Origin of the sequence: Falsiroseomonas algicola (assembly GCF_011040385.1) — a bacterium.
Classification (GTDB): domain Bacteria; phylum Pseudomonadota; class Alphaproteobacteria; order Acetobacterales; family Acetobacteraceae; genus Falsiroseomonas; species Falsiroseomonas algicola.
The window spans coordinates 679,953-693,964 of sequence record NZ_JAAIKB010000002.1 but is presented as its reverse complement, the minus strand read 5'-3'; the positions used below and the strand labels follow the sequence as shown (position 1 = coordinate 693,964).

Here is a 14,012-nt window from a genome sequence, read left to right as displayed (position 1 = left end):
GGACACGGGCTGACAGATGGACGGGATGTTCGGACAGAAGGCGACGGACCGGGATGGGCTGGAGGCGGAAGCCCCCAGCTTTGAAGCCCTCATGCGCCGCGACGGCTCCGACGATTCGGGCCACGATGACATGCGGCCCGGCGTCTCCGCCGAGGCCCTGATCCCCGAGGATGACGAGGACGCGGTCGTCGGCCTGGTGGATGACGCCGGACTGGACGTGCTGCCGGAAGAAGCCGCCGAGGAGCAGGACGGCATGGCGCCGCTCGGCTTCACCGCCGGCGCGGGCGATGACGATGCGGCCCAGGCCGCGGGCAACATCAACCCGGCCTCCGGCAGCCGCAACGACGACAGCGTGACCATGTTCCTGCGGGAAATGGGCCAGGCGGAGCTTCTCTCCCGCGAGGACGAGATCGCAATCGCCCAGCGCATCGAGGCCGGGCGCGAAGCCATGCTCTCCGCGCTCTGCGAGAGCCCGACCACGATGGCGACGCTGACCGCCTGGCGCGATGCGGCCGATGCCGGCCGCCTGCCCCTGCGCGACCTGATCGAGCTGGAAGCCGCCGCCGCCGCCCAGGGCGCGGAAGAGCCGATCGTGGAGGGCGCGGAGGAAGCCGCTTCCGACCTGCCAGCGATCTCCGTCGAGGCGCGGATGCGCCCCGAGGTGATGGAATCCTTTGCCCTCGCGCTCGCTGCGCTGGAGGCGCTGCGCGCGCCCGGCCTGAAGGCCGCGGAGCTCGCGCCGCTGCGCCAGGCCGCGGTGGAGCAGGTGACGGCGCTGCGCCTGCGCCCGGCCCGGACGGAGGAACTGCTCGGCAAGCTGCGGGAGATCCACCGCCAGCTGGTGGCGCTGGAAGGCCGCGCGCTGCGGCTTTCCGCCAGCGCCCGCATCAGCCGCGAGGAATTCCTGAAGCTCTGGAAGGGCGGCGAGGCCGGCTGCGGCGCGCGGCTGGAGAAGGCGATCGGCGCGACCAAGGCCGCGGCGGCGCTCAAGGGCGACCTGGCCGAGGTGCGTGCCGAGCTGGCGCGGATCGAGGCGGAGTCCGGCGTCCCCGCCGCGACGCTCCGTCGCCTCTATGCCGATGCCGCCCGGGCCGAGCGCGACCTGCGCCAGGCGAAGGACGAACTGATCCGCGCCAATCTGCGCCTGGTCGTCCACCTCGCCCGCAAGTACCGCAACCGCGGCCTGATGCTGGGTGACCTGATCCAGGAGGGCAATATCGGCCTGATGCGCGCGGTCGAGAAGTTCGACTGGCGCCGCGGCTTCAAGTTCGCGACCTACGCCACCTGGTGGATCCGCCAGTCCTTCACCCGCGCCATCGCCGACCAGGCCCGCACCATCCGCGTGCCGGTGCACATGACGGAGACGGTGGGCAAGGTCGTCCGCGTCGGCCGTCGCCTCGCCCAGCAGACGGGCCGGGAGCCGACGCCGGAGGAACTGGCGGAGCGCCTCGGCATGCCGCTCGACAAGGTGCGTGCCGTGCAGGGCCTGGCGAAGGAGCCGGTGAGCCTGGAATCCCCGATCGGCGAGGATGGCGATGCCAGCCTCGGCGACCTGATCGAGGACCGGAACGCCGTCCTGCCCTTCGACAGCGCCGCCCAGGCCGGCATGCGCGAAGCCGCCGGCAAGGTGCTGGCGGACCTGACGCCGCGCGAGGAACGCATCCTGCGGATGCGCTTCGGCATCGGCACGAATGGCGAGCACACGCTGGAGGAGGTCGGCAAGACCTTCGGCGTGACGCGCGAGCGCATCCGCCAGATCGAGGCGAAGGCGCTCGGCAAGCTCCGCTCCTCCGGCCAGGGCCGTGCGCTGCGGAGCTTCCTGGAGGCCTGAGGCCTCCCGTAGCGCTGGAACGCGAAGCGCCGGCGGGGGACACCCCGCCGGCGCTTTTCGATTCAGACGGCGAAGTCGCTCCGGCTGCGCCCTTCGGCTTCCACCGCCTGCACCCAGCGCGGCGGGCGGCCACGGCCCGACCAGGGCTCGCCATTCGGACCGCGATACTTCACCGCGGCGCTCGCGCGCGTCTTCTTGCCGGGCTTCGGGCCGCGCCGCCGCCCGCCGGACGCCGGCTCCATGTCGCCGAGCAGGTCGCTCATGGCCAGGCCGAGCGCCGCCGCCTTCTTCCGGGTCTCCTCGATGAAGCTGCGGCGCTCGCTCTCGCCACGCTCCTGCGCCAGCCGTTCCGCCTCGGCCGCGACCTGCCGCAATTCCGCGACGCCGAGCGTCTGCAGCGCCTCCAGCGCCGAGGACAGTGAGTTCTTTTCCGATGCCGTCATGGTGGTGCCTCTATCCGGTTCGTCCGCGTTTATGCACGACGAATGCGAAGGGCATACTGCGTAAAACCGGCCAGGGAAACGAATTAATGGCGAGGGTCACCGGCGCGCGGCACCGCAGGTGCTTAATGCGGACCGCCCGGGCGACAATTATTGCGATATCGTTTATTATTCCATTCCAGTCCGGGAATTGCTTTTTCGCGTTGTGATGGGCGGTTTCGCTGGATCACGGCGGGGATCAGCGCGGCTGGCCTGCATTCCGTCCGGCGCAGTAGCCCATTCCGGCCGCCACACGCAATCGCGCAGCGCGGTACGACATTATTTCGTGAAATGCCGCGCGAACTGGCGCGAATCGGCCGACGCCCTTGCTGCCGCCGTTCCCGGCTGCCGCTGGACCATGCTCTGGAAGGGGGGAGAATGGTGGGCGCTGTAGGGCTCGAACCTACGACCCGCTGATTAAGAGTCAGCTGCTCTACCAACTGAGCTAAGCGCCCGGGGCGGTAACCGCCGGTGGGGGGCGTTTAAGGGGTCGGAGGCCCTTTGGCAAGCCCATGAGGTCATACGAGACCTGCAACTTCGTCAGGTCTCGCCGCGATCCGCACCGAGATCGGCATCCCGGTGGACATGCGCCGACATCAGCAGCCCGAAGCCGATCATGACCGTGATCATGGCCGACCCGCCATGGCTGATCAGCGGTAGCGGCACGCCGCCGACGGGGATGGACCCGGTCACCATGGCGATGTTCACGAAGACATAGAGGAAGTAGTTCGTCGCCAGCCCCACCGCGAGCAGCCGTCCGAACTGGTGCCGGCTGCGCAGCGCCACCAGGAAGCCGAAGGCGATCACGCTGGCCAGGAGGCCGAGCACGGACAGCCCGCCGACCAGGCCGAATTCCTCCGCCAGCATGGTGAAGATGAAGTCCGTCTGCTTTTCCGGCAGGAAATTCAGGTGGCCCTGCGTGCCCTGCAGGAACCCCTTGCCCCAGAAACCGCCGGAGCCAAGCGCGATCTTTGACTGGATGATATTGTAGCCCGCGCCCAGCGGATCGCTTTCCGGATCGAGGAAGGTGGTGATCCGCGCCCGCTGGTAATCATGCAGGTTCTCGTAGACGATCGGCGCCGCGATCGCGACCGCGCCGACCAGTATCGCGAATTTCCAGAGCCGGACGCCGGCGGCGAAAAACACCGCGCCTCCGATCATCAGCGTGATCAGCGATGTGCCGAGATTGGGCTGCTTGAAGATCAACGCCGCCGGAATCAGCACCGCGATGATCGGCGGAATGAGGAAAAGCGGATTGCCGATCCGTTCCCAGGACGCCTTGTGGAACCAGGATGCCAGCGCCACCACCAGCATGATCTTCATGAGCTCGGACGGTTGCAGCTGCACCGGCCCGATATCGATCCAGCGCTGCGCCCCTTTCCCCACCTGCCCATGCAGCGCCACAAGCACCAGCAGCCCCACGCCCATCGCATAGCCCACCCAGGCAAAGCGGGCGATCAGCCGGATATCGACCAGCGCGATGGAGAGCATCATCACCAGGCCGAAACCGAAGCGGATGGCATGCCGCCCGGCATAGGGATCGGGCGCCCCGCCCCCCGCCGAATACAGCGCCACATACCCCACGCCGGCGACGGCGCAGAGCAGCAGCACGAAGACCCAGGGAATCTGCCACAGCTTCTCGAAGACCCCCGAGCCGCGTTCCCGCAGCAGCAGCCGCCGCTCGAACTTCATGGCCGCACCGGCGGGATGGGCGATCGCGGCGCCTCCGCGACCCGCGCGGCGGGCCCGCCCTGCCCCGGCCGCAGCCGCTGGAAGGCCTCCACCAGCACATCGCGGGCCAGCGGCGCCGCGGCGCCCGATCCGCTCGTGCCGTGCTCCACCACGACGGAGACGGCGAAGACCGGGTTCTCCACCGGCGCGAAGGCGACGAACAGCGCATGCGGTCGCCATTCCCGCGGCATCTGGTCCACGCGGAAGCCCCTCTCCCGCTGCTCGCGGCTCACGCGCCGCACCTGCGTCGTGCCCGTCTTGCCGGCCATGGTGCCGATTTCCGCGGGCAGCCTTGCGGCGCGGGCCGTGCCGCCCTGCTCATTCACCACCGCCCACATCGCCTCTCGCACCAGGCGCAGGTCGCGGTCGGGGATGCCGAGGCTCGGCCAATCCTCCGCCCGCGTGCCGCGCACCGGACGCCCGCCGATCGCCCGCGTCAGATGCGGCTGCACCGCGCGCCCGGTCGCGAGCCGCGCCGTCATCGTCGCCAGCGACAGCGGCGTCAGCTGGTAGAAGCCCTGGCCGATGCCATGCACCACCGTATCGCCCAGCGCCCAGGGCCGCCCCTGCGCCTGGCGCCATTCGCGCGTCGGCATGAGGCCGGCCCGCGTGCCCGGCAATTCGATCTCCAGCGGCACGCCGAGCCCGAAGCGGCGCCCCATGGCGGCTATCCGGTCCATGCCGACGCGCTTGGCGAGTTCGTAGAAGTAGACGTCGCAGGACAGCTTGAGCGCCGTCCGCATGTCCACGCCGCCATGGCCTGGCCGGTGCCAGCAATGGAACCGCGTATCGCCGAGGTCCATGTAGCCTGGGCAGGTCACACGCTCCCCCGACGTCACCGCCCGCGCCTCCAGCCCCGCCAGCGCCACCACCATCTTGAAGGTGGAGCCCGGCGCGTAGAGCCCGTTGGTCGCCTTGTTGATCAGGGGCGTCGCGCGGTTGGCCGTCCATTCGCGCCACTGCGCGGCGGAGACGCCGGAATTGAACACATTGGGGTCGAAGCTCGGCTGCGTCGCCATGGCCAGCAGCTCGCCATTCCGCGCATCCATCAGGACGACGGAGGTGCCTTCCTCGATCTTGCCGCGGATCGACTTCTGCAGCTCCGCATCCACGGAAAGCTGCACGTCCTGCCCCTGCACGCCCTCCCGCCGGTCCAGCTCCCGGATCACGCGGCCGACGGCGTTCACCTCCAGCTGCACCGCGCCGGCGCGGCCGCGCAGCGTCCGGTCATGGTGCCGCTCGATCCCCGCGCGGCCGACGCGGATGCCCGGCAGTTCCAGCAGCGGGTCGCCATCCATGTCGCGCTCCGCCGGCGGCGCCACATAGCCGACGATGTGGGCGAGGTGCTCGCCCTCCGCATAGACGCGCGTGGTGCCGACATCGACGCTGATGCCCGGCAGGTCCGGCGCGTTCAGCTCGATCCGCGCCATCTCCTCCCAGCTCAGGAACTCCCGCACCACCACCGGCACGAAGCGGCGGCGGCGGCGCACCTCGCGCTCGATCCGCGCGCGCTCGGCATCCGTCAGCGGGATGATCTTCGTCAGCGTCTCCAGCGTCGCGCTGACGTCCGAGGTCTGTTCCGCCACCAGCAGGGCGCGCCAGTTCAGCTGGTTGCCGGCGACGACGCGACCTTCCCGGTCCAGCACCCGGCCGCGCGGCGGCGCCAGCAGCCGGGCGGAGAGACGGTTCTCCTCCGCCAGCGTCGCGTAGCGCTCCCCCTCATCCACCTGCAGCGTGTGCAGGCGATGGGCCAGGAAGCCCAGCAGCCCCATCTGCCCGGCGCCCAGCAGAAGCGCGCGGCGGCCGAAGATGCCGCGGACCCGCTCCTCCTCCCGCTGCTTGCGGCTCATAAATCTGTGCCCTCAAGCGGCGGGCGCGCGCTCCGCGCGCTTGCCTGCGCGCCTACGCGCTGTGGCGTGGGGCCATGCTGGCGGTCTGTGCGCGGGGCCGCATTCGCGGCCGCGGCCCGGCGGAACAGCCGGGCCGAAAGAGACGCGGTTGCGCTGGTGGGTGTGGGCGGGGCCGTGAGCCTGGTCACACCATCTCCTCCGCCTGCCGCATCGCCGTGTGGATGCGCCCCAGCACGAAGGCGAAGGCCGGGTAGAGCCCGGCGGAGAGCGCCGCCAGGTGCAGGGAGGGCGCCGGCGCCGGCAGGTCCCAGGCCAGCAGCGCCGTCAGCACCCAGCCGAGCCCCGCCGCCCCGACCGCGAAGCCGCAGAAGCACAGCCAGACGAACAGGAAGCTCTGCCGCACCAGGAAGCGCCGCCAGGCCACCGCCAGCCCATGCGCCACCAGCAGCGTCACCACGCCTGTCCCGAAGGGCGCCAGCGTCAGCAGATCCTGCAGCAGCGCCAGCACGAAGACCGCCGGCGGCGGCATCGCACCCGGCCGGAAGATGGACCAGAAGATGATGCAGGGCAGCGCCACGCCCGGCACCAGCGTCGCCAGGCCGGTGGGGCCCGACGCCATGATCATCAGCACCGCCGTGCTGATGGCCGGGAAGGCCGCCCGCGCCCAATCGTCCAGCCGCCGCAGCAGACCGGGCGAGGGTTCCTTCCGCCCGACCATGGGGGATGCCCTCAGCGCCGGCCACGCGGTTCGGGCCGCGCCACGGCTTCCGGCGGCAGGATGCCCCCGAGCCCGAAATCGAACAGCCGCACCACATCCAGCCGATCGAGCCTGGCAAACAGCTCCACCTCCGCCGTGCCGGATTCCGTCCAGCGCACCACGCCGATCGGCAGGCCCGACGGGAAGGCGACGCCCTCCGCGCTGGTGACGATCCGCTCGCCCTCCGCCGGCCGGCTGCCTTCCGCCCAGTGCTGCAGCCGCGGCCGGGCCCCGTTGGTTCCGACCATCATCGCCCGCGCCCGGCTGCCTTCCAGCGTCACGGGAATGCGGCTGTTCATGTCGGTCGCCAGCAGCACGCGGGCGGAGCGGTTGCCCACCTCCGTCACCCGCCCCACGAAGCCCCGCTCATCCAGCGCGATCTGCCCGCGCCGCACCTGCATCTCCGGCGGCACGGACAGCAGCACCGCCCGGGCATAGACGCCCCCGCCATCGGCCACGACCCGCGCCGTCTGGTAGGCCGGCGCCCGTTCCGGCACGAAGGCCAGCTGCCGCCGCAGCATGGCGTTCTCCGCCTCCAGCGACAGCGCCGCCGCCTGCCAGCGCCGCAGCCGCTCATTCTCCTCCCGCAGGCGGGCATTCTCCTCCCGCATGACGAAAAGCTGCTCGATCTCCTCCACCGCGTCCCGCACCGCATGGGCGGGCTCCGCGAAGGCCGCGTAGAAGGGCATCAGCGCATCCGCCAGCGCCGTCCGCGCGCGTTCCGCCAGCAGCGCATCGGCCTTGCCGAGCAGCATGGTGCCGAACGCCACCGCGATCAGCACGGGCAGCGACAGGCGGGACAATGCCTGCCGGAGCGGAATGCTCAGACGGATCAACCGACGCCCCCCCGCAAGGACCTGACCCCCCTATCAATACATGGAGGTGAGTACGTGGCGAAGCCGCTTCATCTCCTCAAGGGCGCGCCCCGTGCCGAGAGCGACGCAGGAAAGGGCATCCTCCGCCACCACAACGGGCAGCCCGGTCGCATCCCGCAGAACGCCGTCCAGCCGGTGCAGCAGCGCGCCGCCGCCGGTCAGCACGATGCCCTTGTCCACGATGTCCGCCGCGAGTTCCGGCGGCGTATTCTCCAGCGCCACCCGCACCGCCTCGACGATCGCGATCACCGGCTCATAGAGGCTTTCCGAGATCTGCCGCTGGCTGACCACCACCTCCCGCGGCACCCCGTTCATCAGGTCGCGGCCCTTCACCTCCGTCATCGGCCCTTCCTCCCCATCGGGCGGGGGGGCGGCGGCGCCGATCTCCATCTTGATGCGCTCGGCCGTGCTCTCGCCGATCAGCAGGTTATGCTGGCGGCGGATGTAGCTGATGATCGCCTCATCCATCTTGTCCCCGCCGACGCGGACGGAGCGGGCATAGACGATGCCGCCGAGCGAGATGACGGCCACTTCCGTCGTCCCGCCGCCGATATCGACCACCATGGACCCCGAAGGCTCCGTCACCGGCAGCCCCGCGCCGATCGCCGCCGCCATCGGCTCCTCGATCAGCAGCACCTTCCGGGCCCCGGCGGATTCCGCCGATTCCTGGATCGCCCGCCGCTCCACGGCCGTGGAGCCGGAAGGGACGCAGACGATGATCATGGGGGAGGCGAAGGAGCGGCGGTTATGCACCTTGCGGATGAAGTGCTTGATCATCTCCTCCGCCACCTCGAAATCGGCGATCACGCCGTCCCGCAGCGGGCGGATGGCGGCGATGTTGCCGGGGGTGCGGCCCAGCATCTGCTTCGCCTCCTCCCCCACCGCCAGCACCTGCTTCTTGCCGCGATGGTCGGAGATGGCGACGACCGATGGCTCGTTCAGCACGATCCCGCGGCCCTTCACATAGACCAGCGTATTCGCGGTGCCGAGGTCGATGGCCATGTCGGCCGACAGGAAGCCGAACAGGCGGGAGAACATGCGGCGGGGACCTTCCAGGCGTCGATGCCAGCGAACCCGCCGGCCATCGGCCAGGCACGCCCGCCCAGAACCGCTGGGTCATGGCGCCGCCCGGTCCTCACGGCGCCGCGGGGTGGCGAGAGGCGCCTCCGATAGCCCTCCCCCGTCCCTGGCTCAAGCCCTGATGACAAGCCAGGGCCCGCCCCCGGCGAACCGGCAGGGTTCCGCAGCGTTACGGCCGGCACACGAACCCCGAAGGAGGTCACGATGCGCCGTCTTCCCCTGCTTCTCATTGTCGCTGGCTCCCTGGCCGCCTGCGGGCAGACCACCGGTGACCGCGCCGTCTCCGGCGGCCTGCTCGGCGCGGGCGCCGGCGCGGCGATCGGCGCCGTCTCGGGCGGCGGCGTCGGCACCGGCGCGCTGATCGGCGGCGCGGCGGGCGCGGCCGGCGGTGCGCTGACGAGCCCCGGCTCGGTCAATCTCGGCCGCCCGGCCTGGCGCTGAACCGAACCAGGGGCACGCAATCGGCAGGCGAAATCTTCACCGGCCGGTAGCGCGCCCCGTTCCGCCCGCCTATCCTTCCCGCTTCGGGAAAGGATGATGCATGAGGCGGGTGCACGCGGCATTCCTCGCCCTTGCCGCACTGGCCAGCGTCGCGCCGCACCCGGCGCGCGGCTCCGGCCCCTCGGCCGGCGACGATGCCGCCATGCTGTCCACGCTGCCCGCCCGCCTGGCGGGTCTCCGCCGCCAAGGGCCGCCGGGCCCGGCCCCGGGGCCGGAGGGCGGTGCCGTGCTCGCCTTCGCACGCCAGAACGTCACGGCCGCCGTCACCCTCTCGGGCCGCACAGCCCTTCCCGTCCCTGACGGCCCGACCTCGGCCAGCGCCCGCGGCGCCCTGGCCGAGGCCACCGGCGACGCCTCGCTCCGCATGCTGGAGGAAGCCACCCGCCGCGCCCGCGCCGGGTCCGGCCGGCGCCCGACGGAGCTGCGCTGGCGCAGCTTCGTGGTGCATGACGGCAGCAGCACCGACCTCCTCTGCAACCGCGCCGCCCTTCCCGCCTCGCGCGGGCTGGTGACGGAGGTGGTCTGCGTCTCCGGCGTCGCCGGCCGGATGATGACGGTGGGCATCACCATCACCCATGACCGGCGCGGGGGGGAGGAAGCGATCCGCCTCGCCTGCCGCTTCGCCGCCGCCGCCCGCGCCGCGCTGCGCGACGCGATTCGGCTGGAGCGGGCCTGACCGCCCTTCTAGTTCCGCCGCAGCATCCGCCGCAGCGCCCCGCGCCCCGCCGCCACCAGCGGCCCCGCCTTGCCCTTCGGCCTTGGCGCCGGCCCCACCCGCCGCCGCACCTCGAGCCGCGCCCCGTCCGGCGCGCGCGAGAGGTGCAGCGTCCGGTCGTGATAGGCATCCAGCCCCGGCCGGTGGCCGATCGACACCAGCGCGCTCTCCGCCAGTTCCTCCTTGAACAGGTTCATCATCACGTCCTGGTTCTCCTCGTCGAGCGCGGCGGTCGCCTCGTCCAGGAACACCCAGCGCGGCCGGTGCAGCAGCAGCCGCGCGAAGGCCAGCCGCTGCTGCTCGCCAAGCGACAGCACGCGATCCCAGCGATCCTCCTCCTCCAGCCGCGGCACCAGGTGGGGCAGGCCGCAGCGTTCCAGCGCCGCCGTCATGGCCGCATCGGGAAACTTCTTCGGCGCGGCCGGATAGGCCAGCGCGGCGCGCAGCGAGCCGAGCGGGATGTAGGGCCGCTGCGGCATGAACATCATGCGGTCGCGCGGCGGGATGCGGATCTCCCCCGCCCCCCAGGGCCAGAGCCCGGCAATGGCGCGGAACAACGTCGACTTGCCCGTCCCGCTCTCGCCCACGATCAGCACCTTCTCGCCGGCCTTGATCTCGGCATTGGCTTCCTGGATCACGACATTGCCGTCAGCATGGCCGATCTGCAGGTCGCGGAAGGCCAGCACCTCCCGCCCCTCCTCATCCGGCCCTTCCTTCACCGTGATGCGGTCGGCGCCCTCCATCGCCTCGGCCTCGTCGAAAGTGTCCTCCAGCGCCACCACGCGCTCCACATGGCTGCGCCAATCCGCGAGGATCGGGAACTTGTCGACGAACCAGTTCAGGCTGCGCGTCACCTCCAGGAAGGCCTGGGTGATCTGCATGAGGACACCGAGCGTGATGGCGCCGGCGAAGTAGCGCGGCGATGCCACCAGGATCGGCACCACGCCAGCCGCCATGCCATAGGCGGAGGTCAGCCACATCAGCCGGCGCTCGCTGCCGTAGAGGTCCTTCATCACGTTGGCGACCTGGCCGAAGGCGCGCTTCAGCCCGCGCTCCTCATCCGGCTCGCCGCGGATCAGCGCAATGCCCTCGCTGCTCTCCCGCATGCGGATCAGCGCGAAGCGGTGGTTGCTCTCCGCCTCGTTGCGCCGGATGTTGATGGAGACCATCGGCCCGCCGATCAGCCAGGTGAGGACGGAGCCCACGGTGGCATAGAGCAGCGCCGCCCAGACCATGTAGCCGGGAATCTCGAACTCATTGGCGCCGAAGGCCATGTGCAGCGGCCCGGACAGCGTCCAGAGGATGCCGAGGAACGACGCCAGCGTCAGGATCGAGCCCAGCAGCCCGACCAGCAGGTCCACCGCCATCGCCGTCGCCCAGCGGGTGTTCTCGCTGATGCGCTGGTCGGGATTGTCGGCGGCATCGGGCATGAAGTTCAGCTGGTAGTGCCGCCCGCTTTCCAGCCAGCGCTGCTGCAGCCGGTGCACCAGCCATCGCCGCCAATCCAGCATCAGCGCCTGCCGCGCCCAGAGCTGCGCGACCGCCGTGACCATCGCGGCCAGGATCAGCGCGCCGAACATCCACATCTCGCCGAAGAAGGCGGCGCGGTCGCGATTCTCCAGCGCGTTGAAGAAGTCACGATTCCAGAGGTTGAAGCGCAGCTGCACCAGGATCTGCGCCAGCGTCAGCACGACCACCGCGATGGTCAGCAGCCAGGCCCGCTTGCGGTCCTGCGGCGAGGCATAGTAGCCGCGCGCCAGGCGCCAGAAGCGCCTGAGAAAACCCTGCCGCGGCGCGGACTCGGGTTGCGCCTCGGTCGTATCCGGCATGGGTATCAGCGCCTGCGTTGGGGTTCGGGAACCGTGACGGGCTTCAGGTTTTCGGCCGTGTCGCCGATGCGGTCGGCGGCCAGGGCGCGGCCATGCTCTCCGGCTACGCCGGGCCCTTCCGCCGCCAGCCGGGCACCGGGCCGCAGCAGGTCGCGCAACCCTTCGGAGGCACCGGGCGGCACCGTGACGACGGTCCCGTCATCCAGGATCGCACCGGCGATCTCACCCTGCGGCGCGAAATAGGGCACCTTCACCGTGCCGGCGACGCTGATGCGCTCCGCCCGCTCCGCCGCGCTGCGACCGCCGAGCCGCCAGTAGAAGCGGTCCACGACGCCCGGCACGCTGTCGCCATTCGGCGCGAAGGCCAGCATGGTGATGACGGGCGCGTGCCGCGCACGGATGCCCCACACGATGATGGGCCGCCCAGCCGGCGCCGCATCGCGCACGGCCTGTGCGACATCGGGCGGAAAGACGATCTGCGGCCCCTCCCGGAACAGCAGGGCATCCGTCTCGCCACGCGGATTGATGAGGTAGCGCTCCACCGTGCCGGTGAAGCTCGGCAGTTGCGTCGGATCGAACCACAGATCCGATTGTGGCCGCGGCGGCGGCCGGTCCTGCGCCATGGCGGGCGCTGCAAGGGGAAGGCACGCGGCCAGGCCCAGCATGATTCGGCGCGTCGCGCCCTTCCCCTGCGGATCCATCCCCGTCAGACGCCGCGGATGGCGCCGAAGACGAGGCTGACGAGGAACAGCACGATGAAGATGCCGAACAGGATCTTCGCGATGCCGGCTGACGCCGAGGCAATGCCGCCGAAGCCGAAAAGCCCCGCGATCAGCGCGACGACAAGGAAGATGAGGGTCCAGTAGAGCATGATCGCCTCCCGCTTGTGGGAACCGCCCCACGAACGCGAGAAGCCGGAGGCGGTTTCCCCACCGGAACGGGAATAGGGCGGCTCAGACGGGGTCCAGATGCACGCCGCGAGTCACGGCCTGGTAGGTGGCGACGGCCAGGGTCGTGGGCTCGAAGGGCTTGGTGATGATGAAGGCCGGCTCAAGGTCCTGGCCCGTCAGCAGCCGTTCCGGATAGGCGGTGACGAAGATGACCGGCGCGCGGTGGCGTGTCATGATGCGTGCCACGGCCGTCGCGCCATCACCCCCGGCACCGAGGTTCACATCCGCCAGCACCAGCGTCGGCAGTTCCGCCTCCGCGATCGCCACGGCCTCGTCCTCGCTGGACGCGATGCCGACCACCTCATGGCCCGCATTCTCGACCAGCTGCTGCAGATCCATCGCGATGATCGGCTCGTCCTCGATGATCAGGACGCGCGCCACGGCGCCGGCGCGGAGATGGGCACGCGCGGCCTCCACCTCCGTCGCCGCATCGGAAGCCGGCAGCCCGACGGCGATCGCGGCATGCGGGACGTCCAGCTCCTCGAGCGAGGTGAGAAGCAGCAGCATCCGCTGCGTCGGCGTCAGCGCATCCTGCTCGCCATGCCCTTCCGCGGGCGTCACATCCGCGGCGCGCCGGCCGATCACCGTGTAGAAGGCGACGCGGGCCGCCAGCACCGGCTCCTGCACCCGTTCCGGCGCGACCAGGCCGGCGCGGAGCGCATCGGCCACCATCGCGTCGCCCCGGGCCTGGGAGCCCGTCAACGCACGCGCGTAGCGCCGGGCGTAGGGAAGGGCGCCGATCAAGGCAGTCCGACCGATCTCGCTCATCACCTTGTCATCTCCGATGCGGCAGAGTGCGGTGCCGCGCCCGCCCGGTCGTTGATATGCATCGCGCCGTGATTGAACAAGCCAAAGACACGGCGATGCGCGGCGCAATCGCGCAGTTGTTGCCGGAACTCCGCGCCGCCGCCCGCATGCTCACGCGTTCGCGAGTGGAAGCCGACGACCTGGTCCAGGAAGCCGTGCTGCGCATGCTGCGCAACCTCGACAGCTTCGAACCCCAGGAGGAGCTTGCGCATGACATGCGCGAAGCGGTTCGCCCCTGGGCACTGACGGTGCTGCGCAACGCCTTCCGCGAAGGCTGGCGCCGCGCGAAGCGCGAGCAGATGCATCGCGAGGCCCCGGCGCCCGACATCCCGCCCCCGCCGGCCGAACAGGAGACGGCGCATCAGCTCCGCGACCTCGCCCGTTCCCTCTCCCGCCTCTCTCCCACGCTGAGGGAAGCGCTGGTGCTCGTCGCCGCCCGCGGCCTCAGCCACGAAGAAGCGGCCGCCATCTGCAACGTCCCCGTCGGCACGATGAAGGCGCGCGTGTCCCGCGCACGGAAGGCGCTCGCCGATGATCTCGCTCCCGTGATGGGATAACGGATCCGCGATGCAACCGAAGGATCGACCTCGTCATTCACCCTGCATCA

The 14,012-nt window shown here is 70.8% G+C and carries 14 protein-coding genes and 1 tRNA gene; 4 read left to right on the top strand and 11 right to left on the bottom strand.

Features of this window, described 5'->3' with window-relative positions; translation table 11 throughout:
- The first annotated feature begins 16 nt into the window (after positions 1-16).
- A complete protein-coding gene (gene rpoD / locus G3576_RS31240) occupies positions 17-1,831 on the top strand; it encodes an RNA polymerase sigma factor RpoD (protein ID WP_207622705.1) in 1,815 nt (604 codons plus the stop codon).
- Between the two features lie 62 nt (positions 1,832-1,893).
- Here the strand turns inward: rpoD and G3576_RS08320 are convergent, their stop codons facing one another.
- The 7 genes from G3576_RS08320 to G3576_RS08290 form a co-directional block, all read right to left on the bottom strand.
- Positions 1,894-2,274, bottom strand: coding sequence for an H-NS histone family protein (locus tag G3576_RS08320; RefSeq protein WP_164693880.1), 381 nt, complete (start codon positions 2,272-2,274; stop codon positions 1,894-1,896).
- A gap of 415 nt (positions 2,275-2,689) precedes the next feature.
- A tRNA-Lys gene (locus G3576_RS08315) sits at positions 2,690-2,765 on the bottom strand.
- Between the two features lie 85 nt (positions 2,766-2,850).
- Positions 2,851-4,002 carry a rod shape-determining protein RodA gene (gene rodA / locus G3576_RS08310; RefSeq protein WP_164693879.1) on the bottom strand — a complete coding sequence of 384 codons (1,152 nt, stop codon included), beginning with the start codon at positions 4,000-4,002 and terminating at the stop codon, positions 2,851-2,853.
- Positions 3,999-5,891, bottom strand: coding sequence for a penicillin-binding protein 2 (gene mrdA / locus G3576_RS08305; RefSeq protein ID WP_164693878.1), 1,893 nt, complete (start codon positions 5,889-5,891; stop codon positions 3,999-4,001). Before mrdA ends, rodA begins: the two co-directional genes overlap by 4 nt.
- A 184-nt stretch (positions 5,892-6,075) precedes the next feature.
- Complete coding sequence (locus G3576_RS08300) at positions 6,076-6,609, bottom strand: rod shape-determining protein MreD (RefSeq protein WP_164693877.1); 534 nt, start codon at positions 6,607-6,609, stop codon at positions 6,076-6,078.
- Positions 6,610-6,620: 11 nt separating this feature from the next.
- Entirely contained in the window at positions 6,621-7,484 is an 864-nt protein-coding gene (mreC, locus tag G3576_RS08295; RefSeq protein WP_164693876.1) for a rod shape-determining protein MreC, read from the bottom strand.
- A gap of 33 nt (positions 7,485-7,517) precedes the next feature.
- Entirely contained in the window at positions 7,518-8,561 is a 1,044-nt protein-coding gene (locus G3576_RS08290; protein ID WP_164693875.1) for a rod shape-determining protein, read from the bottom strand.
- 246 nt (positions 8,562-8,807) lie between these two features.
- On the opposite strand from G3576_RS08290, the gene G3576_RS31235 reads away from it, so the two are divergent.
- Both G3576_RS31235 and G3576_RS08280 read left to right on the top strand, forming a co-directional pair.
- Positions 8,808-9,044 carry a YMGG-like glycine zipper-containing protein gene (locus G3576_RS31235; protein ID WP_207622704.1) on the top strand — a complete coding sequence of 79 codons (237 nt, stop codon included), beginning with the start codon at positions 8,808-8,810 and terminating at the stop codon, positions 9,042-9,044.
- Between the two features lie 100 nt (positions 9,045-9,144).
- A complete protein-coding gene (locus G3576_RS08280) occupies positions 9,145-9,780 on the top strand; it encodes a hypothetical protein (RefSeq protein ID WP_164693874.1) in 636 nt (211 codons plus the stop codon).
- A gap of 8 nt (positions 9,781-9,788) precedes the next feature.
- On the opposite strand, the gene G3576_RS08275 is transcribed toward G3576_RS08280, so the two are convergent.
- The 4 genes from G3576_RS08275 to G3576_RS08260 form a co-directional block, all read right to left on the bottom strand.
- Positions 9,789-11,648, bottom strand: coding sequence for an ABC transporter ATP-binding protein/permease (locus G3576_RS08275; RefSeq protein WP_164693873.1), 1,860 nt, complete (start codon positions 11,646-11,648; stop codon positions 9,789-9,791).
- A gap of 5 nt (positions 11,649-11,653) precedes the next feature.
- Positions 11,654-12,271 carry a hypothetical protein gene (locus G3576_RS08270; protein ID WP_164693872.1) on the bottom strand — a complete coding sequence of 206 codons (618 nt, stop codon included), beginning with the start codon at positions 12,269-12,271 and terminating at the stop codon, positions 11,654-11,656.
- An 83-nt stretch (positions 12,272-12,354) separates the two neighbouring features.
- Complete coding sequence (locus G3576_RS08265) at positions 12,355-12,519, bottom strand: DUF1328 domain-containing protein (protein ID WP_092958535.1); 165 nt, start codon at positions 12,517-12,519, stop codon at positions 12,355-12,357.
- 82 nt (positions 12,520-12,601) lie between these two features.
- Positions 12,602-13,366, bottom strand: a complete 765-nt coding sequence (locus G3576_RS08260) for a PhyR family response regulator anti-anti-sigma factor (RefSeq protein ID WP_164693871.1) — start codon at positions 13,364-13,366, stop codon at positions 12,602-12,604.
- Between the two features lie 56 nt (positions 13,367-13,422).
- Between G3576_RS08260 and G3576_RS08255 the strand changes: the two genes are divergently transcribed.
- Entirely contained in the window at positions 13,423-13,962 is a 540-nt protein-coding gene (locus G3576_RS08255) for a sigma-70 family RNA polymerase sigma factor (RefSeq protein WP_235951585.1), read from the top strand.
- The last annotated feature ends 50 nt before the right edge of the window (positions 13,963-14,012 follow it).

Excerpts from the sequence above, each read along its gene's own strand:
- rpoD (WP_207622705.1), top strand. The coding sequence starts at position 17 with ATGGACGGGATGTTCGGACAGAAGGCGACGGACCGGGATGGGCTGGAG.
- G3576_RS08320 (WP_164693880.1), bottom strand. The coding sequence starts at position 2,274 with ATGACGGCATCGGAAAAGAACTCACTGTCCTCGGCGCTGGAGGCGCTG.
- rodA (WP_164693879.1), bottom strand. The coding sequence starts at position 4,002 with ATGAAGTTCGAGCGGCGGCTGCTGCTGCGGGAACGCGGCTCGGGGGTC.
- mrdA (WP_164693878.1), bottom strand. The coding sequence starts at position 5,891 with ATGAGCCGCAAGCAGCGGGAGGAGGAGCGGGTCCGCGGCATCTTCGGC.
- G3576_RS08300 (WP_164693877.1), bottom strand. The coding sequence starts at position 6,609 with ATGGTCGGGCGGAAGGAACCCTCGCCCGGTCTGCTGCGGCGGCTGGAC.
- G3576_RS08290 (WP_164693875.1), bottom strand. The coding sequence starts at position 8,561 with ATGTTCTCCCGCCTGTTCGGCTTCCTGTCGGCCGACATGGCCATCGAC.
- G3576_RS31235 (WP_207622704.1), top strand. The coding sequence starts at position 8,808 with ATGCGCCGTCTTCCCCTGCTTCTCATTGTCGCTGGCTCCCTGGCCGCC.
- G3576_RS08280 (WP_164693874.1), top strand. The coding sequence starts at position 9,145 with ATGAGGCGGGTGCACGCGGCATTCCTCGCCCTTGCCGCACTGGCCAGC.
- G3576_RS08275 (WP_164693873.1), bottom strand. The coding sequence starts at position 11,648 with ATGCCGGATACGACCGAGGCGCAACCCGAGTCCGCGCCGCGGCAGGGT.
- G3576_RS08270 (WP_164693872.1), bottom strand. The coding sequence starts at position 12,271 with ATGGCGCAGGACCGGCCGCCGCCGCGGCCACAATCGGATCTGTGGTTC.
- G3576_RS08265 (WP_092958535.1), bottom strand. The coding sequence starts at position 12,519 with ATGCTCTACTGGACCCTCATCTTCCTTGTCGTCGCGCTGATCGCGGGG.
- G3576_RS08260 (WP_164693871.1), bottom strand. The coding sequence starts at position 13,366 with ATGAGCGAGATCGGTCGGACTGCCTTGATCGGCGCCCTTCCCTACGCC.
- G3576_RS08255 (WP_235951585.1), top strand. The coding sequence starts at position 13,423 with ATGCATCGCGCCGTGATTGAACAAGCCAAAGACACGGCGATGCGCGGC.